Origin of the sequence: Paenibacillus sp. 79R4 (assembly GCF_013393165.1) — a bacterium.
Taxonomy (GTDB): Bacteria; Bacillota; Bacilli; order Paenibacillales; family Paenibacillaceae; genus Fontibacillus.
The window spans coordinates 167,548-188,973 of sequence record NZ_QJOT01000003.1 but is presented as its reverse complement, the minus strand read 5'-3'; the positions used below and the strand labels follow the sequence as shown (position 1 = coordinate 188,973).

The following is a 21,426-nucleotide window of genomic DNA, read 5'->3' as shown; positions in this document are numbered from 1 at the left end:
TGGATTCATAACCGGAGGAGGGGATGGCCTTTGCGACTAGGAAACTTCGGAAGCGTTACGTTTCGAAAAATCTTTTTATCCTATACCGTGATCCTGATTATTCCGATCATTGTATTCAGCAGCTTGAATGTGCAGCGGAACATCAGGGAGGAGAGGCAGCGGCTGCATGACAAGCATGTTTCCGATGCTAATCGGATTGCGGTCGTCGTTGATGATAAACTGCAGGAGCTCAAAAATTTAGGCAAGTTGATGGGTGAAGAATCTTGGGTCCGGAAAATGATGCAGAATACAGACGTATATGAAAATGAATTTGATTTTCTAAAGATGCTGGAAATTCGTAGGAACTTCGAGAACTCCATCAACTCCCTGAATATTCTCTCCTTCGGAATGATTGTTTTTCCGGAAAAGAAACAGATTTTTTCTGCTTGGGGGACCTATGCGGAGGACGATTTTTTCTCCAGCGTGGCTGTATTCGATAATGAGGTGCGGCAGCGAATCGAGAGCACCGCACTCGAACAACAGTATTTCAAAATGCTGCCGCCGGAAACGATGAAGCTGTGGGGGAACAGCAAACGCGTCATTCCGGTCTTTCAAAGCCTGGAGGTGGTGAACCAACCGCGTGGCGTTCTTGTTTTATTTATTGACAGCGCTTACTTCTCGGATTATATGCATCGGTTTGGCAGTATTGAGTCCACCGATATTTTGATAACGACGCAGGGGCAGTCGATTTACAGGCAGACCCAGGCCGGGCTTGCCGGGGAGGAGCAGGGGAGCCAGGGCAGCTATCAGCTTGTGGTATCCTCGCTTGAGAGCGATCTGAAGTACAAAATGTCTTATCTGGATAGCAGTGTGATCGGTATCAACAATCTGTTCAGTTCGCTGCTGGCTATTATGATATCCATCGCGCTTGGCGCTTTAACCGCGTTCCTGTTGGCCAAAATCAGTTACCATCCGTTAGGGGCCTTGCTGAGCAAGCTTTCGGCTGCGATTCGTTATGACGATGTCAGGAGCAGTCCCATCTCCGGTTCCGAATATAATTACATTGAAAAATCCTTTGATCGGCTGCTGCATGAAAATGAGAAGCTTCAGCGATCGATGCAGGACTATGAAAAAGCTGCCAAGTCGAATTTGTTCCAGCGTCTGCTCAAAGGATATTTTACGGATGATCAGCAAATGAATGGACTGAAAAAAATCGGTATCGGTTATACCGATGAGATGTATTACTGTACGGTACTAATTAGCTTCCATGCGATCCGCGATGTCTCAGATTTCGGCCAGATCCGCAAAATTGAATTGATGACGCTCGTAATTGTCGAGAAAGTAATGGAGCGTCATGGGCTGGATTATGAGCTGTTTGAAGTGACCCATGCCGATAAGGCGCTGATTTTGTCCTCGGAGGCCCTTTTTGGTCAGGAGGGAAGGATGGAGCGAATCGCCGCCAGCATCACTGAAGAGATCGAACAGGCTTGCGGTTTTCATCCGTATGTCTTGCCCGGGACGGTAGAGAAGGGACTGGTTGGCATTAGCAAATCGTATTACACGGCTAACGAAAGCCTGCAGTATATTATGTTCTCACGCGACCATCTTCCCGATATTCAGGAAGAAACGGCTCAGACGATCGTGGAATACTATTACCCGACAGATTGGGAAGTACAGCTGATCAATAATCTGAAGATCGGGAATCTGGATACAACCATGCAAATCCTGCATGAGATCAGTGCGGAGAATGGGAAGCGCTGCCTGTCCGAAGCGAGTACAATGCGGTTGGTCTCTTTACTGATGGAGACGATGCTGCGGGTGCTGCATGAATTGAATCTGGATACCGGCATCTACGTGAAGCAGTTTGCCAATAAAGCGGAAGGATCGGATGTCGCGGAGCTGTGGAGCTATGTATATGAAGTCGTCACCCTGATCTGCGAACGCAATCGCTATTCGAACTCGATGCCGACGATCGAGGTTGGCAGCCAGCTGCTGCAGTATGTCAACGAGAATTACACAAGTTCCGACGTTTCGTTGAAGCAGCTTGCTGAAATCTTTCAGATGTCGGTCTCCAAAGTATCGAAAATCTTCAAGGAGGTTACCGGAATTAATTTTTATGATTATTTATGCCGGCTCCGCATGGAAATGGCCAAAGAGCTGCTGCGGGAGAGAAAATGCGGCATCGATGTTATTGCCCGTCGCGTGGGCTATGAAAATGTCTATTCCTTCAAACGGGCCTTTGTCCGGTATGAAGGCATCAAGCCCGATGAATATGTGGATATCGCGATGTGAAAGGAAACAGAGGAGAGAAGCGATGTCCCCAGCAAGCTCGGATCAACGTAGCCTTGTTCAAAGTAAGCCCTGTTCAAGGTGAGCTCTGATTAAAGGCAAATCACCCGAATGGCCGCAAAGTAGCATTTATTTTCTTCGAACTTAAAAACCGTCAGGGCAACTTCCCTGGCGGTTTTTCCCGCTTCATGTGCGTAAGGGCCTAAATTGCATAAATATGGTTGACAATGCTGCAAGAGGTCAGTATAATTACAATTAACAATTTGTTAAGTGTTAAAATAAAGGAGGTTCACAGTGTGATATCCAATGAACAGGCGCTGCAGCACTATGACGTCAAGAAATATAGGACACCGGATGGATATACGTCTGATATCGCGGTGTTTACCATTCTCTCAGGCCAGCCTGAGCCTTTTAAACCCCCGGTTATGAAGCTGTATATTATGCTTATCAAGCGGAGCATGACGGATAGTGAAGGGCGTCCGAATATAGAAGCCGGCAAATGGGCGCTGCCCGGCGGCTTCGTGAACCCGGACGAGACGGCGTTCCAGTCTGCTGCCAGAGAATTGAAGGAGGAGACCGGAGTTGACAGCATCCATCTGGAGCATTATGGCGTGTACGATACTCCGGGACGTGATCCACGGGGATGGATTATCTCCAATGCGCATTATGCCATCGTGCCGGAGCATCTTCTGAAGCATCGCCAGAGTGGAGATGACGCCAGTGAAGTTGAGCTATTTCCGGTTGAGGATGTCCTGAAGCTGGAGCTGGCTTTTGATCACGAACGGATCATCCGTGATGCAATTGATGTGATTCGCCGCAAGCTGCTGGAGACGACTGCCGCTAAGGAGTTTCTGCCCGAGGAATTCACTTATTCCGAGCTTCAGGCGGTGCTGCTTACCGTCACTGATGATTCAGCGATTGCGCTGGACGCCTCTTTTGCTCGTAAAATAAAATCACTGCCATTCATTGAAGAGGTTCCCGGCAGGAAGACAACCCGGACCTCTAAGAAGCCAACGCAATTGTATCGATTCACAGAGACCACGACCGATGTGAATCATTCGCTTTACCATGTTAGAAAGTAAATGGGGACGCTAAAATCAGGGAGGGATTCAGGATGACAGAAGTGAAGAAGAGAGCATTAATCAATATTGATTACACGAATGACTTTGTGGCCGATGATGGAGCGCTGACGTGCGGCAAGCCCGGACAGGCGATTGAGCAGGCGATGGTCGACATTACCAAACAGTTTATTGGCAATAATGATTATGTTGTGTTCGCCATTGATCTTCACAGACAAGGGGATCAGCTGCATCCCGAGACCAGGCTCTTCCCTCCGCACAATCTGGAAGGAACGAAGGGACGCGAGTTGTATGGCGCCTTGGAGAAGGTCTATCAGCTGAACAAGGCGTCCGAAAATGTATATTGGATGGATAAGACGAGATACAGCGCGTTTGCAGGAACGGATCTAGAACTGCAGCTTCGCGCCAGGGCAATCACTGAGCTTCATCTGGTCGGGGTATGCACGGATATTTGCGTATTGCATACCGCAGTTGATGCTTATAATAGAGGATTTCATATTGTGATCCATGAAGCGGCTGTAGCCAGCTTTGATCAGGAAGGCCATGTCTGGGCGCTGCGTCATTTTAAAGCCTCGCTTGGAGCGGAGATTCAGTAAAGAGGAGGAATCAGTCATGAAGAACAGTCTGGATAAAGAGGGGCGGCTGGACGCTTATGCTTATGCGGATGACAGCTATGCCCTGCATACCGATAAATATCAGATCAATATGACTCAGGCGTATTGGCAGGATCAAATTCATAACCGCAAGGCTGTATTTGAGGTCTATTTCCGCAAAATCCCCTTCGAGAACGGTTATGCTGTCTTTGCCGGGCTGGAGCGGGTGATCCGGTATCTGGAGCAATTCCGCTTCACGAAGAGCGATCTCGATTTTTTACGGGAGGACGGCTATAGCGAGGAATTTCTCGCTTACTTGGAACAGCTTCGATTTACGGGAACCGTGCGCTCGATGCAGGAAGGTGAACTCGTCTTTGCCAATGAGCCGATGATGCAGATCGAGGCGCCGCTGGCCGAGGCTCAACTCATTGAGACTGCTCTGCTCAATATGGTTAATTTCCAGACCTTGATTGCAACGAAGGCCTCGCGGATCAAGCAGGTGATCGGCCATGAGACCAGCATGGAGTTTGGCACCCGTCGCGCACAGGAGCTGGATGCTGCAATCTGGGGAGCAAGGGCCGCCTATATCGCCGGCTTTGAAGCAACCTCGAATGTCAGAGCCGGCAAGCTGTTTGGCATTCCAACGGTAGGCACCCACGCCCATGCGATGGTTCAAGCCTATCGCGATGAATATACCGCTTTTCGCAAATATGCGGAAGCCCATAAGGATTGCGTGTTCCTGGTGGATACCTATGATACGCTAAGATCAGGGGTACCTACGGCGATCCAGGTGGCCAAGGAACTTGGCCCGAAGATTAACTTTCTTGGTATTCGTCTCGACAGCGGGGACCTGGCTTATCTGTCGAAGGAAGCGCGCAAGATGCTTGACGCAGCAGGTTTCAAGCAGGCCAAAATCTATGCGACCAATGATCTCGATGAGCATACGATCATGAACCTGAAGGCGCAGGGGGCGAAGATCGATGTGTGGGGAGTGGGAACCAAGCTGATTACAGCTTATGATCAACCGGCCTTGGGTGCGGTATATAAATTGATCGCGATCGAGGACGAGCATGGCCAAATGCAGGATACGATCAAGATCAGTGCGAATCCGGAGAAAGTAACGACGCCCGGGCGCAAGAAAGTGTTCCGTATCATCAATAAAGCCAATCAGAAATCGGAAGGCGATTATATCGCGCTAATGCATGAGAATCCGCAGCAGGAGGATCCGCTGAAAATGTTTCATCCGGTGCATACCCATGTTGCCAAGTTCGTTACTAATTTCGAAGCACGCGAGCTGCATCATACGATCTTCGAGGCGGGCAAATTGGTCTATCAGCTGCCGGCGCTAACCGAGATTCAGCAGTTTGCGGCTCAGAACCTGGAGCTGCTATGGGATGAATACAAACGGATGCTTAATCCGGCCGAGTATCCCGTAGATCTAAGCCAGGCATGCTGGGATAACAAAATGCGCTTGATCGCCAAGATTCAAGAGCAGGTAAACCAAAGAGTCCAAGCTTAAGTGAATATTATGTTAAAAAAGTCGGATTTTTGGCGCTGAGGTTTATACTTTTGATAAGCGATTTTACAAAACTCTATAGTTGAATGAAGCCGGGAACAAAAGAAGTGGGATCATACGTAGTTTGTACTTGAGCCCTTAAGAGGTATCCGTAGAAACCATGACTTCATAAACCCCCTGTCTGGTTCCGGTAGGATTTCAAGATTCAATATTAAATAAGCTACCCGTGCCGTGCTGCTTCGAGATCAAAGGAGGACTTTTATATAACCTCCAGTAAGGGAGAGACAAGGGGAGGAATCGGCGTTGGCCAAAATAGGAATCTACGGATCATCCTTTGATCCGATCACGAACGTGCATTTGTGGACGGCAAGTACGGTGATGCACCGTTGCAAGCTGGATCGGGTTATTTTTCTGCCCTGTTCAAGCAAGCGTCCAGACAAGACGATGCATGTCAGCGATGAGCATCGCTGGAACATGATTGTGATGGCGATCCAGGGGAATGATAGATTTGTTGCCGATAATTATGAAATGAAGCAGCCAGGCTGGGAGATTGCGACGTATTTAACGCTTAAGCATTTTAAGGCGCAATACCCGGAGGATGAGATTTATTTTATAATGGGAGCCGATCTGCTGCTGGATATCGGTGAGGGGAAATGGAAAAAATCCGAGGAGCTTATCCGTGAGAACAAGTTCATCGTAATGGCCAGGGATGGGATTAATATGCTCTCGGCAATCAGCAGGTCGCCTATTCTGCGCAATAGCGATGACGGACAAACGTTCCACCTTATCGATAAAGGGCTGGCAATGGAGATTAGCTCCAGCTATATCCGCGATGAGTTCAGATTAGGCGGAGAACCGCGCTATCTAATGCCCGACAGATGTTATTCCTATATTAAAGATCACAAATTATATAAGTAGAGAGGGGCCATCAGCAATATGAGCATTCAACAACAAGTCATTAAAGCGCTGCATGTGAAGCCGGTCATTCAAGCCAAGGAGGAGATCAGACAGCGGGTGGATTTCCTGAAGGCGTACTGCCGCAAGACGAGAGCCAAAGGCTTCGTCCTTGGAATCAGCGGGGGGCAGGATTCGACACTTGCTGGCCGCTTGGCCCAGCTTGCGGTCGAGGAGCTGCGGGCAGAAGGTTATGAAGCGACATTCTATGCGGTCCGTTTGCCTTACGGTACACAGCAGGATGAGGAGGATGCCGCCGAGGCGCTGACTTTTATCCGACCGGATCAATCCCTGGCCGTCAACATCGAGGAACCGGTACTCGCTTTTTCCGAGCAGGTCAAGCAATCGATCGGACATCCGATGTCTGATTTTAACAAAGGCAATGCCAAGGCGCGCATGCGGATGATGGTCCAATACGCAATCGGCGGGGAGACGGGCTGTCTTGTCATCGGTACGGATCATGCCGCCGAGGCTGTGACCGGCTTCTTTACGAAGTTTGGCGACGGTGGTGCAGATCTCGTGCCATTGGCCGGTCTAACGAAGGCGCAGGGGCGTGAGCTGCTTAAGGAATTAAATGCAACAGAGCGTCTGTATTTGAAGGTTCCTACGGCCGACCTGCTTGATGATAAGCCGCAGCAATCCGATGAAGCAGAGCTCGGCATTACCTATCAAGCGCTGGATGATTATTTAACTGGCGCAGCAGTAGACACCAAGACCAAGGCCAGTATCGAGGAACGCTATTTGCGCAGCGAGCATAAACGTCAGTTGCCTGTGGCCCCTTATGACGAATGGTGGAAATCATAATATAAGTGGAGGGCCATGCATGGCCCTCCACTTTTTTTGTGACGAGTAACGAACACCACAGACGCTTGGAAGCGAAGAACTGCCGTTTATAAATTTAATAGTCATAGGCTCCTTTCATGACCGTACCATGATATCCTTCTACATCCCTCCAATTTAAGTCATATTTTATTTTCCTTGCCATATAAATACTTTCGTACCAAATCGTAACCTTACCGCTACCTCAGCGTGTGTTTCGTATTCTCCCCTGGCTTCATTCTGCGAAGTGAATGCTATATCACCTCATTAACACCCATTTGATGTTCACTCAAATTAAACCCATACCGATACCCATGCCCATGTCCCATGCCTGAAGGTGTACACTTTAGTTTTGCTGTGTTTCCACCTAAGTGTTTTTTGCTATGTTTTCCCCACGATATTGTGTTCTCCATATACCAACCCTACTGATTTATTGCTTCCCACTTGAAAGGGGGTGAGGCCTTGATTTGTGATTCGCATCGCAGTATCGCTAACAAGAGCAAGCCTGCTTAATGTCCAAGTAATTTAGCGCAGATAGGGGTACCTGTTGTTCAAAAAAAGGAGGAGAATTCATGATTTACAGCAAGATATTAAAAAGGGTCGGAATGGCATTCGTCTGCCTGTTGCTGATCATTACGTCATTCGTATCCGGCGCTGGTGCACAAAATGCAAGCGCAGCCACTCCAAACGGAAACTATAAAATCGTCGGATATTTCCCATCTTGGGGCGTTTATGGCCGCAGCTATAATGTTACGGATATCGATGTCTCCAAAATCACACACATTAACTATGCGTTTGCTGATATTTGTTGGGATGGAAAGCACGGCAATGGCTCTACCGCTATAGACAACCCGAACAAAAATACATGGTCTTGTACCGTCTCCGGTATTCCACTTCAATCCGGTAACGTCCCTAATGGCAGTATCGTGCTTGGTGATCCTGATGCCGATGCCTTGCGCCCTACACCTGGCGGGCCAACCACCGGTTGCTGGGCCGATGCGGCCTGCGGCAACTTTGGAGCCTTGCGGAACCTGAAGGCCCAAAATCCGCAGTTGAAGACGATTCTGTCGGTCGGGGGATGGACATGGTCCAACCGCTTCTCCGATACCGCGGCATCTGATCAAACTCGAAAGAACTTCGCTAAATCGGCTGTCGATGCGCTTCGAGCGTATGGGTTTGATGGGGTTGACCTCGACTGGGAATATCCGAATGTAGAAGCGATCAAAGGCAATAGCTACCGACCGGAGGATAAACAGAACTACACCCTGCTGCTGCAAGAAATCCGCAACCAGCTGGATGCAGCAGGAGCTGAGGATGGCCAACATTATATCCTTACCATCGCTTCCGGTGCGAGTCAGAAATTCGTCGACAACACCGAACTGGGCAAAATCGCTCAAATCGTCGATTGGATCAATATCATGACTTATGACTTCCACGGCGGATCTTTTGAAGCTACGACCAGTCATAATACGGGTCTTTATGGGGATCCTAGCGATCCCTACTACAGCAACGGTTTCTTCGTGGACGGGGCAATCCAGGCTTATAAAAATGCGGGGGTGCCTATGAATAAGCTTGTTGTCGGGTTAGAGTTCATGGCCCGCAGCTGGAAGAACTGCCCTCCTGGGCCGAATAACGACGGTCAATACCAGACCTGCGCGGAAGATAACGGTTCAGTGTTCAAATGGGCTCCCAACGGAACTTGGGATGATACCAACTCCGGAAATACAGGGGTGTTTGATTACGGGGATCTCGCTGCGAACTATGTAAATAAAAACGGGTATACACGATATTTTAACAGCATTGCCAAGGTTCCTTATCTCTACAATCCAACGACAAAGATCTTTATTTCTTATGATGATACGGAATCCATCGGTTATAAGACGGAATACATCAAGAACAACAATCTTGCCGGCGCGATGTTCTGGGAATTCAGCTCCGATTGCCGCACAAGTCCAAAATTCAACTGCACAGGGCCTAAGCTGTTAGATAAGGTTGCTGCTGACCTGAGTCAAGCCACGCCGCCTGTGGATACCGTTCCGCCAACGGCGCCTGCAAATTTGACTGATGCAGGTCACGGCGACAAGAAGGTTGCATTAAGCTGGAGCCCTTCGACCGATAATGTAGGCGTTATGGCTTATGATATTTATAAAAATGGTGCGCTTGCTCTCTCGGTTGACGGAGCAACAACAACCGCCCTCATTAAAGGCCTAACAGGCAGCACAACGTATATCTTTACGGTTAAAGCAAGAGATGCGGCGGGCAACTCCTCTGCGGCCAGCAACGCCCTTTCGGTCACCACTTTACCACCAATCCTCGATAATCAACCGCCAACCACTCCGACCCATCTGGTCGCCACTGCCAAGACCAAAACGACGGTCAAGCTAAATTGGAGGGCTTCAACCGATAACGATGATATCGCCGGCTACGATATTTACCAGAATGGCACGCTAGTTAAATCAACGGAAGGCACAACGGAGACCATTACCGGGCTCTCGCCAGGTACCACTTACAACTTCTATGTTATTGCCAGAGATCTGTCCGGCAACCTATCCGCCCCTAGTGATTCTATCGCTGTGACGACGCCTACCGACCCGGTTTTCCCTGCATGGCAGCCTAATACTGCGTATGCAGTCGGGGCTTATGTTACTTATAACGGGAACCTCTACAAATGTACTTATGCGCACACTTCTATCCCAGGTTGGGAGCCGTCAGCCGCTCCAACATTATGGCAGCTTCAATCTGCTCCACCTGCGGATACACAACCTCCAAGCGCACCTGCAAATCTCGCTATCACTGCACAAACATCAACCTCCGCTACCTTAACCTGGACCGCGTCTACCGATAATATCGGTGTAACAGGATATGACATCTATCAAGGTTCGAATTTGATCGGCAGTTCTACGACAACCACGTTTACCGCGACAGGTCTTCCGGCAGGCAGTGCCGTATCCTTCTACGTGAAGGCGAAAGACGCGGCAGGCAATGTGTCGGCGGCCAGCAACGTTGTGACTACTACACCAACGGCACCGGATACAGTTGCACCTACAGCCCCTGCAAATCTGACCTCCACGGCAAAAACACAATCAAGCGTAACGCTGGCTTGGGAAGCTTCCACAGATAACGTGGGTGTGACCGGCTACGATGTTTATAACGATTCCACGCTGGCGGCTTCCGTGGACGGCACGACGCTTACGGCGGTTATTACTAATCTATCTCCTAATACGGGTTATACCTTTACTGTCATAGCAAAAGACGCGGCGGGCAACGTCTCGGCTGCTAGCAATGCAGTGACAGTTACAACCGAAGCCTCTACACCAACCGTGGATGCATGGGTGGCCAATAAGGCATACGTCAAAGATGATTTGGTGACCTATAACGGAAAAGTGTATAAATGCCTACAGCCGCATACGTCGCTTGCTGGTTGGGAGCCTGCGAATGTGCCTGCTTTGTGGAGTCTTCAATAAATCGAGCAGGAGGGGGCGGTAACGTTCCGCCTCTCATCTTGGAGAGCATGAAAATACAATGTCGTAAAACTAGGCCCTTTTTAGGGCCTTTTTTCATTCTCCTTAAGCAACCATTTGCAGTATAATGAGGGATATACGGCATAAGAGGAGAGGACAAGATGATCGAGAAAATCGTTGAAATATGGGATCAGGGTACATATGCTGGCCAACTGGAGGACGGTTTTACCCCCAAGCTGGAAACTTACATTTTAAAAGGCGAGCAAAAAAGAGGGGCGGTTCTGATCTGTCCCGGCGGTGGTTATGGATTTACATCCGAGCGTGAAGCGGAACCGATCGCACTGGAGTTCAATGCAGCCGGGTTCCATGCCTTTGTCTTGTATTATAGCGTAGCCCCAAGGAAGCATCCGCAGCCATTATTGGACGTGTCCAAGGCAATCCGTATCCTTCGGGAGAATGCGGAAGCATGGAATATTATTGCCGATAAGATTGCGGTCTGCGGGTTTTCCGCTGGCGGCCACCTGGCAGCAAGCCTGGGAGTCCACTGGGATAACCCGCTGCTTCAGGATGAACAGGGGCAGGGCACGGACATTTATCGGCCAAACGCATTAATTCTGAGCTATCCGGTGATTTCAGGCGGGGAGCATGCGCATCGGGGTTCTTTTGATAATTTGTTAGGCGAGGACCCGGAGGAAGCGCTGCTTACTGAGATGTCTTTGGAGGAGCAGGTGAGTGAGAAGACGCCACCAGCGTTCATCTGGCATACATTCGAGGACACGGCGGTTCCGGTGGAGAACAGCCTGCTGTTCGCCCAAGCGATGCGCAGACATGGCATTCCGTTCGAATTGCATATCTATCCGGAAGGACCGCACGGATTATCGCTGGCTACCAAGCTGACGGCCACAGATGAAGGGCAGATCGATCCTCATGTGGCGACCTGGATGGATCTGTGCATCCAATGGTTAAGCCGTCTTTTCTTATAAAATAAAAAAGAGCTGCCACAGTTCCTAAAGGAACTGCAGGCAGCTCTTTGATCTAGCAGGAGATTATCTTGCCATCCATCCGCCATCAACACACAGAACATGACCGTTCAGGTAATCGGAAGCCGAGGAAGCCAGGAATACGGCAGGACCCTTCACGTCGTCAGGAGTACCCCAACGTCCTGCAGGAATTCTCTCGGTGATCGAGGCCGTTCTCTCTTCGTCTGCAAGAATTGGCGCAGTATTGTTGGTAGCCATATAGCCGGGAGCAATACCGTTGATTTGCAGACCGCTTGCTGCCCACTCATTGGCAAATGCCTTCGTCAGACCGGCAACGCCATGCTTGGACGCAGTATAGCCTGGTACATTAATTCCACCCTGGTAGGAGAGCATCGAGCAAATATTGATCATTTTTCCGCTGCCTCTCTCAATCATGTGTCTGCCAACGATTTGTGACAGAAGGAACACCGTGTTGAGGTTAATATCAATAACGTCAAACCAGTCTTTTTGACTGTGATCCTTGGCTGGAGTACGACGAATAATCCCGGCATTGTTCACAAGAATATCTACATGTCCGGTCAGTTCAAGAGCCTTGTCGAAAGTTTGTTGCAAAATAGAATGATCGCTTAAATCAACCGTAATATCGGAGGCTTTCCGGCCCAATGCCTGAGCGGCCTTAACAGTCTCTTCACTGGAGCTGTAGGAAGCGCAGACAATGTCTGCTCCTGCTTCTGCGAGTCCTAGGGCGATGCCTTGGCCCAGCCCACCAGCTGCGCCGGTTACGAGAGCTGTCTTGCCAGATAGATCAAATAAGTTCATGAGTATAACGCTCCTTTATGGATTGGAATGGCCGTGCTCGTAGCCGCTGGTCAAAATTCGGATGCCCATATCCTTGTAGGGTTTAGCAATCTCGGCTGTAAGTCCGCGGTCGGTTATGATGGCGCTGATCTCGTCGAGAGATGCAAAGGTCCGCAGAGCGGATTGTCCGAATTTATGATGATCGATAACGGCAAACGTCTCACGGGCTGTATCGATTAATGCGCGCTTGAAATCAATCAAATCACCGGTATATATGGATAGACCATGTTCTGGATGAACGCCTGTCGTCGATATGAATGCTTTCTGAATATTGAGCTGCCGCACGTAGGCATTTGCTTCCGAACCGGCAAGCATATTGCGTACCCGATATCCCCCGGGAACAACAAGAAGGATCTGATCCTTGGTTGCAAGCTCGCTGATGATATAGACGTCGTTGGTCACTACCGTAAGCGGCTGATTATCCAGCCGGCGGGCAATTTCGAGCGTTGTGCTGCCACCGTCAAGGGCGATAATATCATTTCTGGCGATATGGCGAAGCGCTTCATAGGCGATCTCAACCTTGGCGTCTGCATTTTTGGCAATCGGCTCTTTGGAGGGCAAAATACCGAATTGATCGTCCTGGGCGAGAATCGCTCCCCCATGGATGCGGCGAATCAGTCCCTGTTCCTCCAATTTAGACAGATCCTCACGAATCGTCTTCCCTGTTACCTGCAGCCGCTCGCTCAGCTCTGCTACCGTAACCTCTTTATTCATCAACAATACTTCCATGATCTTCTCGTAGCGTCGGATCGGGTTCATAGCGGGCCTCATTTCTTTTCGTACATTTGAACCTTTATTTTAACTCTTTCATATCTACTGGGTCCATATCGGAGTAGATTTTGTTATCTCCAGCCATGCTCCAGATGAAGCCGTAGTTGCTTGTGCCCACACCACTATGCACGGACCAGCTAGGGGAAATAACGGCTTCTTCATTTCTCATAATGATATGTCTTGTTTCGGTAGGCTCACCCATCATGTGAACGACTACAGCATCTTCAGGCAGGTCGAAGTACACATAAGCTTCCATCCGGCGAGGATGGACGTGAGCTGGCATCGTATTCCACATATTGCCCGGTTTGAGCAGGGTCAAACCCATAACCAGCTGCGAGCTTTGAATTCCGTTCTCATGAATGAAACGATAGATTCTGCGCTCGTTAGAATTGGTGATCGAACCCAGTTCAGCGGATTCCGCATCTTCAAGCGTAGCTTTGGCTGTAGGGAATTCTTTATGGGCCGGAGCGGAGTTCAAATAGAACTTAGCCGGTTTTGCAGCATCCTTGCTGTTGAAAATAACTTCTTTGCTGCCCATGCCTACGAACAAGCATTCTTTATTATCCAATTCGTATACGGTTCCGTCTACAGTGACGCTTCCTGCTCCGCCAATATTGATAATACCAAGCTCGCGGCGCTCCAGGAAGAAGGATACACCAAGTTCCTTCAGATCGGTCTCCAATTTAACCGCTTCCTTAACCGGATGTGCTCCGCCAATGATCATACGGTCTTCATGGGTCAATACGAGTTCCAGTTTGTCAGCTGTAAATAAAGTTGGAATATGAAATTCCTCGCGCAGGCGCTCCGTATCGAATTGCTTAACCTCATTTGGATGAGAAGCATAACGTCTTTCCATGTGAATAGTCCCCTTTACAAAATAATAAGTTCTTTAATGTTCAATTTACTCCATTTATGTTCATTTATCAAGTTCATTTTGGTTTATTTATAAGTTTAATATCGTTATCCGTAAAAAATGTTGGGATTTGAGTCGTAAGAAGCATGGAGCGCATTGACGGACTTGTAAGAGCTTTATTATAATGTTAATAAATATATTTATTAATTAATGTTTTTATTAATTAAAGTGAAAGGCGGGAGACAATGGCTTCTAGTGCTGTGTTAAATGCAGATATGCGAAAAGGACTTATCCACAAAGAGATTTACGGACATTTCTCCGAGCATTTGGGCAGAGGGATCTATGAAGGCATCTGGGTGGGCGAGGATTCACCAATTCCGAATACCAAGGGGATTAGAAACGATGTATTGAAAGCGCTGCAGCGCATCAATATCCCGGTGTTGCGGTGGCCAGGTGGTTGTTTTGCAGATGATTATCATTGGGAGGATGGGATTGGCCCGCGAGAGACACGCAAACGAATGATTAACAAGCTATGGGGAGGCGCTGTTGAAAACAACCATTTCGGGACTCACGAGTTTATGATGTTGTGTGAGCTGCTTGGCTGTGACGCTTACATAAATGGAAATGTAGGCAGCGGGACCGTGCGGGAAATGTCCGAATGGGTAGAGTACCTTACGTTTGGCGGAGAGTCTCCAATGTCGTCCATGCGTGCAGCGAACGGACGGACGGAGCCGTGGACCGTAAAATATTGGGGTGTTGGCAACGAGAATTGGGGCTGTGGCGGTAATATGCGCCCGGAATATTATGCGGATCTATATCGCCAGTATCAGACCTATGTCCGCAATTACGGCGATAATAAGCTTCAGCGGATTGCCTGTGGTCCCAATGGGAACGATTATCGCTGGATGGAAGTTCTCATGCGCGAGGCATCTTCATTTATGGATTCAATCACACTGCATTATTACACGATTCTGGGTCCGGACTGGGAAAATAAAGGGGACGCCACCGGCTTCAATACAGACGAGTGGTTCACAACGCTGGGGCAAGCTCTGCATATGGATGAGCTGATTACCCGGCATAGTGCGATTATGGATCAATATGATCCAGATCAGCGTATCGGACTGATCGTTGATGAATGGGGAACCTGGTACAATAGGGAGCCAGGATCGATGCCGGGGTATCTGTATCAGCAGAATTCCATCCGCGATGCACTGGTTGCCGGTGTTACCCTCAACATTTTTCATCGGCATAATAATCGGGTAAGAATGGCGAATATCGCGCAAATGGTCAATGTGCTGCAAGCGTTGATTTTAACGGAAGGCGAGCGAATGCTCTTGACGCCAACCTATCATGTATTTGATATGTTCAAAGTGCATCAGGATGCTGAGAGAGTCGAATTCACTTGCGAGAGTGAAGCTTATCGTCATAATGGCCGCGATATTCCTGCCGTATCGACTTCGGCTTCCGTAGACCAGGAAGGGATTATTCATATTAGCCTTTGTAATCTGAATCATGCGGATAACCATGACCTGACTATCGATTTGCGCGGTCTGGATGAGAGGATCGGGGAGCTCGTTGTATCCGGTACAATATTAGCCGCTACTGAGATCGATGCTCACAATACGTTTGAACAGCCGGATCAGGTTGTTCCACAGCCTTTTAATGCCTTTGTTCTGGAGGGCAGCAAGCTGAGCGTTCAATTGCCGCCTATGTCAGTCGCGGTGCTGGAGATCAAGCAGCAAGCGGCAAAGGCATAAAAGGTACAGGATGAGCACGCAAAATAACGGATGCAAAGGCTGTCAGGAGGAGTACAAGGTGACGGAGGAGAGCATCCGGCGCCTGTTGGCCTCTCCCATGTTCACTTCTGATCATTGTGTAGATGATGAGGTATATGCTGAGCGGCTGCGAATTTGCAATGGCTGTGCCAAGCTGCTGGATGGGGTAAACTGTACCGTTTGCGGTTGCATCATTCCTGTTGCCGCCAAGCTGAAGCGAAAGAGTTGTCCGCTGCCGGGCGGCGCGTTGTGGTGAACGGTATATAACCCAAGTAGCGCTATGTCTTTGTTTAGGCCAGGTGGCAGGGATTCAAGTATAATAAAGTTCTGATATAAGATGCTCGTTATAGTTGCCGAAGCCTTTGCCAAACAGCGTGAGGCCGCCAATATGACGGGCATCTTCTTCTACAGAAAGCCTGAAGGTCCATTGCTTTCCGCGGATGTTGACGTCATTTATCGTAATCTCCGAAATCTTCAGACGATCTACATAAGTGCCTTCTCCCGTAATGCGCAGCTGCTTGAGCAGGCCATACTGGTTGATATGGTTCGCCCACCATTTTGGTGTGTATTTTCCGCGCTGATCGCCGAAATCGCCGGGGCTTGTCCAGAAGCCGAGCTTGACCCCGTTCAAGGTGAAGGTAATATCCGATGGCCAGTCATTGTTCGTCTCCGGAGCTTCGGAAGCGATTTCCATCGAAATAACTAGTTCCTCCGGATTTTGGCTTGCCAGCAGGAAGTTAGGAATTTTATACTCTACATAGCCTTTCCCGAACCAGAGGATGCCGGCATTCATCCGTTCGTGATCCCAGAAGAATCGGGGGTCATCGAAGCCGCCGATCATATGCTCGGTCGTAGCCAGGCCGCAGGTCGGCTCGATCTGAAAATCGGAATAATGGCCCACCGGAATTTCCGTGCGGTAGCTTTTACGTTCATTCTGCATTTTATTGGGGAAAATAATCTCGATGCCGTCAGCGGACAAGGTGCATATCTTCTGCAGACCGCTCCGCCCGGGGGCCATATGACTGCTGATGAGGTTAGCATTCTCCAGCTTGCGAACATGCATCGTCATTATCGCGCTGCTTAAATTCAGAGCTTCTGCCAGCTCTTTGATATTCATCGGCTTCTCGGCCAGCAGCGTCATGATCCTCAGACGAACAGAGCTGGACAGCGCTTCATAGACAGGCAATGATCGTTCGGTAAGATCCAGTTTCATGGCGAGCCTCCTAATATAATTAATAAATATGTTAATTATTAATGATTATATTTGGTATTTTCCCGTTTTTCAATGTGGGATGAGTTTAGGCAGCGTTATTTCTATTAAAAATAGGGTTATGAAGCCGGGATTTTTCCATGAACGAGACGTGTTTTGTTAAAGCGTATAGGCTGCTCTGATTGAGTTAATCATGCTTAGCAGTCTCGAAAGCCAGAAATAAACTGTGGATATACAGCGCAAAATGGAGTATTGTGGATTTATGAACGGAAATGAACCATTTAGGTCCAAAAGAAACGGCCGAGAAGGAAAATTCATTATCGGAAGGTCTGTTTTTTGAGAGAGATGTTTTATCCTTTAGGCAACTATCAAAATCCAGAAGATACATGAGGGTGAGGAGAAACGATTATGAAGAAAATCCAGCTGATCCAAAAGATTGCGCAAGAAGGTGTCGTTGCAGTGCTTCGCGCTGAGATGGCCGAGGAAGTTGTCGCCATGGCCGAGGAAGCGATTGCCGGCGGAATTAAAGTCATTGAGATTACGATGACAGTTCCATTTGCTTTGAAAGCGATTGAGGAATTGTCCCGCAAATATAAATCTGATTCAACGGATGAGGCCGCTTATGCGATTATTGGGGTAGGGACGGTCCTGGATGCTGAGACCGCTCGTGCTGCAATTCTTAGCGGTGCAGAATTCGTGGTGTCTCCGTTCCTCAGCCCTGAGACGGTTACCTTGTGCAACAGATATCGCGTTCCAGTCATGCCGGGAACAATGACGATTAAGGAAATTAACGAGGCGCTTGAGCTAGGAGCCGATATCGTAAAGCTGTTCCCAGGCAACCTGTACGAGCCATCGGTGATCAAAGCCATCAAGGGGCCATTGCCACAAGCAAACATTATGCCAACCGGCGGAGTATCGCTGGATAATCTGAGCGAGTGGATTAAAGCGGGTGCCGTTGCCGTAGGCATCGGCTCCGATCTGACGAACGAAGCGGTGAAGAACAAGGATTTCTCGTTGATCCGCAAGAAGGCGGCAGCTTACGTGGATGCTTATCGCCAGGCGAAAGGCATCTAAATTGAAGTCATTAGCCCATAAGAAAGAGCGAGCTCCGATCCATTCAGGATCGGAAGTCTCGCTCTTTTTCGGATCATGTATATCGCGCTAATCCAGCGTATAAGGCTGAAGCTCCAGCGGTAACGGAGCCGGGCGGCTGCAGGTACTCTGCATTAGATAATATTGCCCGGAGTCCGAGGAATCGTGGAAGCCCCACATCGCTTCAAGCACATGATAAGCCATCTCTCCATTGGCCCGGTGCGGGCGTCCGGATTGCAGGGCATAGGCCATATCGGCGACGCCGATCCCGCGAGTATTCTCGTTATACCCGGCCAGCAGCGGGACCTCGGTCCATTCGTTCTCTCCAAGCTTGCGATACTTGACCGGACCGCCGAAGGTATTCGGGTCGGGAACGAGCATCGTTCCGTCCGTTCCATGAATCTCAAGCGTAGGCAAGCTGCTTCCGCCGAAAATATCGAAGCTCATGATCAGCGAGGCAATCGCTCCGCTATCAAATTCAAGCGTTCCGGCAACATGAGTGGGTATTTCCACAGGAATCTTCTTGCCGTGCTTCTTCTCGCTTGAGATTGTCCGCTCCTGCAGCGCCATTCCGGTAATTCCCGCGATCCTTGAGATAGGGCCCAGCAATTGAATCAGCGCTGTCAAATAATAAGGCCCCATGTCAAACATCGGCCCTCCGCCATGGGCGTAGTAGAATTCGGGATCGGGATGCCAGTGTTCATGCCCCCGGCTCATCATAAAGGCTGTCGCTGACACCGGACGGCCAATCGCCCCGTCTTCGATCAGCTTCAGCGCTGTCTGGATACCCGCTCCCAGGAAGGTCTCCGGTGCGCTGCCTACGAGCAGCCCTCTCTGTGCCGCAGCTTGTAGAATACGCTGCCCTTCCTGGCGTGTAACCGCAAGTGGCTTCTCTACATACACATGTTTGCCGGCTTCCAGCGCCTTTAAGCAGATCTCCGCATGAGCCGCCGGAATAGTCAGATTAATAATAATCGCAATGTCCGGATCGCTAAGCAGTTCCTCGGTAGAGCATGCGCGGGGAATATTATATTTAGCAGCTTGCGCCTTGGCCCGTTCCACATCAAGGTCAGCGCAGGCGCTCAGTTCAAGAACTCCGAACTTGGCGCAATTCTCCATATATATGTCGCTAATTTTACCGCATCCAATAATGCCAACCTTCACGCTATTCATGTTCATTTCCCCTCTTATGCGTTGTTGTACTGATTGTCACCCATGCCTGTGTATGCTTTGCCGCCCAAAGCTGCTCCATCGCTTAGCGCCAGCTCCTTGCCCTCGGCCGCCCAGAGCAGTCCCCGGATCATCAACTCCTTCACTGGAGGGAGATCGACGATGTCGGCATGGTGGCCAAGAGAGTTGTAATATACTCTTCCCAGACCCCAGCGCTTCGTCCACACAACAGGCATATCCACCGCTTTGTTCAGGCGATGCGGACCGTCAATGATAGGGAAACGAGTCGTAGCCAATACTTCAACGGCGGGATCCACATGCAAATAATATTGCTCCGTACTTACCATAAAATCAGAGATGCCTTCGACAAGCGGGCTGGAGGAGGATTTGATCTCTACCTTATACTCCACGCCATCATTGCCGGGATGGGCTACCCATTGGCCGCCGGTCATAAATTGCCAATCCACATTGTTGCGGAAAGAGTCGCACATGCCGCCATGGCATCCGGCCAATCCGGTTCCGGCCTGGACCGCTGCCGATACATTGTTAACGAGTTCCTGAGAAATCTCTCCCATCGTCCACACGGGAACGATCAGATCCAGACCAAGCAATTTCTCGGCATCTGCATATGCATCCAACGTGTCGGCAACCTCCACCTCGAATTGATGCTCCAGCAAAGCGTTTTTGAAAATGGTCGCTACCTGCTCTGGTTCATGTCCGTCCCAACCGCCCCAAACTATTAATGCCTTTTTCATATGATCGATCTCCTTAATAGAGGTTATTTAAAAGTCGCTCTTTGCTGTTTTTCTTACATTTCAGCGATCTCAACCCAACGACGCTGTTCGATCGAACGTTCGACGGCTTCGAGTACGGCCTGGCATTTTACCCCGTCCAGGAAATTGGGCACAGGTTGTCTGCCTTCGCGTATTGCATCTGTAAGCTCCAATACTTCATGGATGAATGTATGCTCGAAGCCGATCGTATGGCCGGGAGGCCACCAGGCTTCAGCGTAAGCATGGGCCGGATCGGTGGCGAGAACACGCCGGAATCCCTGCACATCCTCATCATCCGAGTTGAAATATACCTCCAGCTCGTTCATTCGCTCAAAATCGAATTTGACGCTGCCGAGACTGCCGTTGATCTCAAAAGAATTCGTAGAGCGATGGCCTGCGGCGAACCGCGTCGCCTCAAAGCTGCCTATAGCACCATCCGCAAATTTGGCCATAAAGAGGGTGGCATCATCAACAGTAACCTGACCTCTAGGCGCATTTGGATTGGTACTGCCTGTAGCACTAAGTCCGGTCATCTCTTCGGCCAGCGGACGTTCTTTAATAAATGTCTCGCTCATGCCGATGACCTCATCGATATCCCCGATAAGATAATGAGACAAGTCGATCAGATGCGCACCCAGATCCCCGAGTGAACCGGAACCGGCGATATCCTTCTGCAGCCTCCATACCAGCGGGAATTCAGGGTCCATAACCCAATCCTGCAGGAACCAGGCGCGGAAATGATAAATTTTGCCCAGCCTGCCGCTCTCCACCAGCTTCTTGGCGAGCTGCACCGCAGGGGAAAAGCGGTAATTGAAGCCGATCATATGGGCGACGCCAGCCTCTTCTGCGGCTTGAAGCATGTCCCGGGAGTCAGCTAATGTAAGCGCTAACGGTTTCTCGCAAAAAATATGCTTGCCAGCCTTCGCAGCGGCTAAGGCAATCTCTTTATGAGCATTGCTTGGCGCGTTAATATCAATTAAGTCGATGTCATCCCGGGCGACAAGCTGCCTCCAGTCGGTTACAATCTCCGACCATCCTAATCTGGAAGCTGCTTCTGCGACCGCTTGTTCATTTCTGCCGCATAGTACAGCCATCTCCGGTTTGAGCGCCTGTGGAAAGAACATAGGAAGAGCACGATAAGCATTGCTATGGGCCTTGCCCATAAATTTGTAGCCGATCATCCCGACACGAAGCTGGTTCATATCATCCCTCCATGAATCAATAAATTGGTGCTGCTTATGAACATTATAGAAA

18 protein-coding genes are annotated in these 21,426 nt (G+C 49.5%); 11 read left to right on the top strand and 7 right to left on the bottom strand.

The features are described from left to right. Positions 1–30: 30 nt before the first annotated feature. The 8 genes from DMN77_RS04905 to DMN77_RS04870 all read left to right on the top strand — a co-directional run bounded on the left by DMN77_RS04905 (position 31) and on the right by DMN77_RS04870 (position 11,673). Complete coding sequence (locus DMN77_RS04905) at positions 31–2,271, top strand: helix-turn-helix transcriptional regulator (protein ID WP_179013778.1); 2,241 nt, start codon at positions 31–33, stop codon at positions 2,269–2,271. A gap of 296 nt (positions 2,272–2,567) precedes the next feature. Then, positions 2,568–3,350 (top strand): NUDIX hydrolase, encoded by a 783-nt coding sequence (locus DMN77_RS04900; RefSeq protein ID WP_068782538.1) that lies wholly within the window; start codon positions 2,568–2,570, stop codon positions 3,348–3,350. A 32-nt stretch (positions 3,351–3,382) separates the two neighbouring features. After that, complete coding sequence (locus DMN77_RS04895) at positions 3,383–3,943, top strand: cysteine hydrolase family protein (protein WP_179013777.1); 561 nt, start codon at positions 3,383–3,385, stop codon at positions 3,941–3,943. A 16-nt stretch (positions 3,944–3,959) separates the two neighbouring features. Next, positions 3,960–5,459, top strand: a complete 1,500-nt coding sequence (locus DMN77_RS04890; RefSeq protein WP_179013775.1) for a nicotinate phosphoribosyltransferase — start codon at positions 3,960–3,962, stop codon at positions 5,457–5,459. Positions 5,460–5,759: 300 nt separating this feature from the next. Continuing rightward, complete coding sequence (gene nadD, locus DMN77_RS04885) at positions 5,760–6,374, top strand: nicotinate (nicotinamide) nucleotide adenylyltransferase (protein WP_068782158.1); 615 nt, start codon at positions 5,760–5,762, stop codon at positions 6,372–6,374. Between the two features lie 18 nt (positions 6,375–6,392). Then, positions 6,393–7,214, top strand: coding sequence for an ammonia-dependent NAD(+) synthetase (nadE, locus tag DMN77_RS04880; protein ID WP_068782157.1), 822 nt, complete (start codon positions 6,393–6,395; stop codon positions 7,212–7,214). Positions 7,215–7,801: 587 nt separating this feature from the next. After that, entirely contained in the window at positions 7,802–10,693 is a 2,892-nt protein-coding gene (locus tag DMN77_RS04875) for a glycosyl hydrolase family 18 protein (RefSeq protein WP_372775390.1), read from the top strand. A gap of 158 nt (positions 10,694–10,851) precedes the next feature. Continuing rightward, positions 10,852–11,673: an alpha/beta hydrolase gene (locus tag DMN77_RS04870; RefSeq protein ID WP_068782156.1), complete on the top strand. Its 822-nt coding sequence runs from the start codon at positions 10,852–10,854 to the stop codon at positions 11,671–11,673. Positions 11,674–11,736: 63 nt separating this feature from the next. Here DMN77_RS04870 and kduD read toward each other — a convergent pair whose 3' ends face one another. The 3 genes from kduD to kduI are packed head-to-tail and all read right to left on the bottom strand — an operon-like array spanning position 11,737 to position 14,155. Further along, positions 11,737–12,489 carry a 2-dehydro-3-deoxy-D-gluconate 5-dehydrogenase KduD gene (gene kduD, locus DMN77_RS04865; RefSeq protein WP_068782155.1) on the bottom strand — a complete coding sequence of 251 codons (753 nt, stop codon included), beginning with the start codon at positions 12,487–12,489 and terminating at the stop codon, positions 11,737–11,739. Between the two features lie 15 nt (positions 12,490–12,504). Next, positions 12,505–13,287, bottom strand: coding sequence for a DeoR/GlpR family DNA-binding transcription regulator (locus tag DMN77_RS04860; RefSeq protein ID WP_068782154.1), 783 nt, complete (start codon positions 13,285–13,287; stop codon positions 12,505–12,507). A gap of 34 nt (positions 13,288–13,321) precedes the next feature. Continuing rightward, positions 13,322–14,155, bottom strand: a complete 834-nt coding sequence (gene kduI, locus DMN77_RS04855) for a 5-dehydro-4-deoxy-D-glucuronate isomerase (RefSeq protein ID WP_179013773.1) — start codon at positions 14,153–14,155, stop codon at positions 13,322–13,324. A gap of 242 nt (positions 14,156–14,397) precedes the next feature. Between kduI and DMN77_RS04850 the strand changes: the two genes are divergently transcribed. Next, the gene (locus tag DMN77_RS04850; RefSeq protein ID WP_179013771.1) at positions 14,398–15,909 is read left to right on the top strand and encodes an alpha-N-arabinofuranosidase; all 1,512 of its coding nucleotides are present in this window, start codon (positions 14,398–14,400) and stop codon (positions 15,907–15,909) included. Positions 15,910–15,919: 10 nt separating this feature from the next. Then, positions 15,920–16,183, top strand: a complete 264-nt coding sequence (locus tag DMN77_RS04845; protein ID WP_068782151.1) for a DUF6171 family protein — start codon at positions 15,920–15,922, stop codon at positions 16,181–16,183. A 54-nt stretch (positions 16,184–16,237) separates the two neighbouring features. On the opposite strand, the gene DMN77_RS04840 is transcribed toward DMN77_RS04845, so the two are convergent. Continuing rightward, positions 16,238–17,140 carry an ArsR/SmtB family transcription factor gene (locus DMN77_RS04840; RefSeq protein ID WP_179013770.1) on the bottom strand — a complete coding sequence of 301 codons (903 nt, stop codon included), beginning with the start codon at positions 17,138–17,140 and terminating at the stop codon, positions 16,238–16,240. 405 nt (positions 17,141–17,545) lie between these two features. Between DMN77_RS04840 and DMN77_RS04835 the strand changes: the two genes are divergently transcribed. Further along, complete coding sequence (locus tag DMN77_RS04835; protein WP_179013768.1) at positions 17,546–18,211, top strand: bifunctional 2-keto-4-hydroxyglutarate aldolase/2-keto-3-deoxy-6-phosphogluconate aldolase; 666 nt, start codon at positions 17,546–17,548, stop codon at positions 18,209–18,211. An 87-nt stretch (positions 18,212–18,298) separates the two neighbouring features. Here DMN77_RS04835 and DMN77_RS04830 read toward each other — a convergent pair whose 3' ends face one another. From DMN77_RS04830 to DMN77_RS04820, 3 genes are read right to left on the bottom strand one after another with little or no spacing between them, the layout of a single operon-like run. After that, complete coding sequence (locus DMN77_RS04830; RefSeq protein WP_179013763.1) at positions 18,299–19,402, bottom strand: Gfo/Idh/MocA family protein; 1,104 nt, start codon at positions 19,400–19,402, stop codon at positions 18,299–18,301. Positions 19,403–19,416: 14 nt separating this feature from the next. Then, positions 19,417–20,154, bottom strand: a complete 738-nt coding sequence (locus DMN77_RS04825) for a ThuA domain-containing protein (protein ID WP_068782147.1) — start codon at positions 20,152–20,154, stop codon at positions 19,417–19,419. Between the two features lie 53 nt (positions 20,155–20,207). Beyond that, positions 20,208–21,374 (bottom strand): Gfo/Idh/MocA family protein, encoded by a 1,167-nt coding sequence (locus DMN77_RS04820; protein WP_179013762.1) that lies wholly within the window; start codon positions 21,372–21,374, stop codon positions 20,208–20,210. Positions 21,375–21,426: the final 52 nt, after the last annotated feature.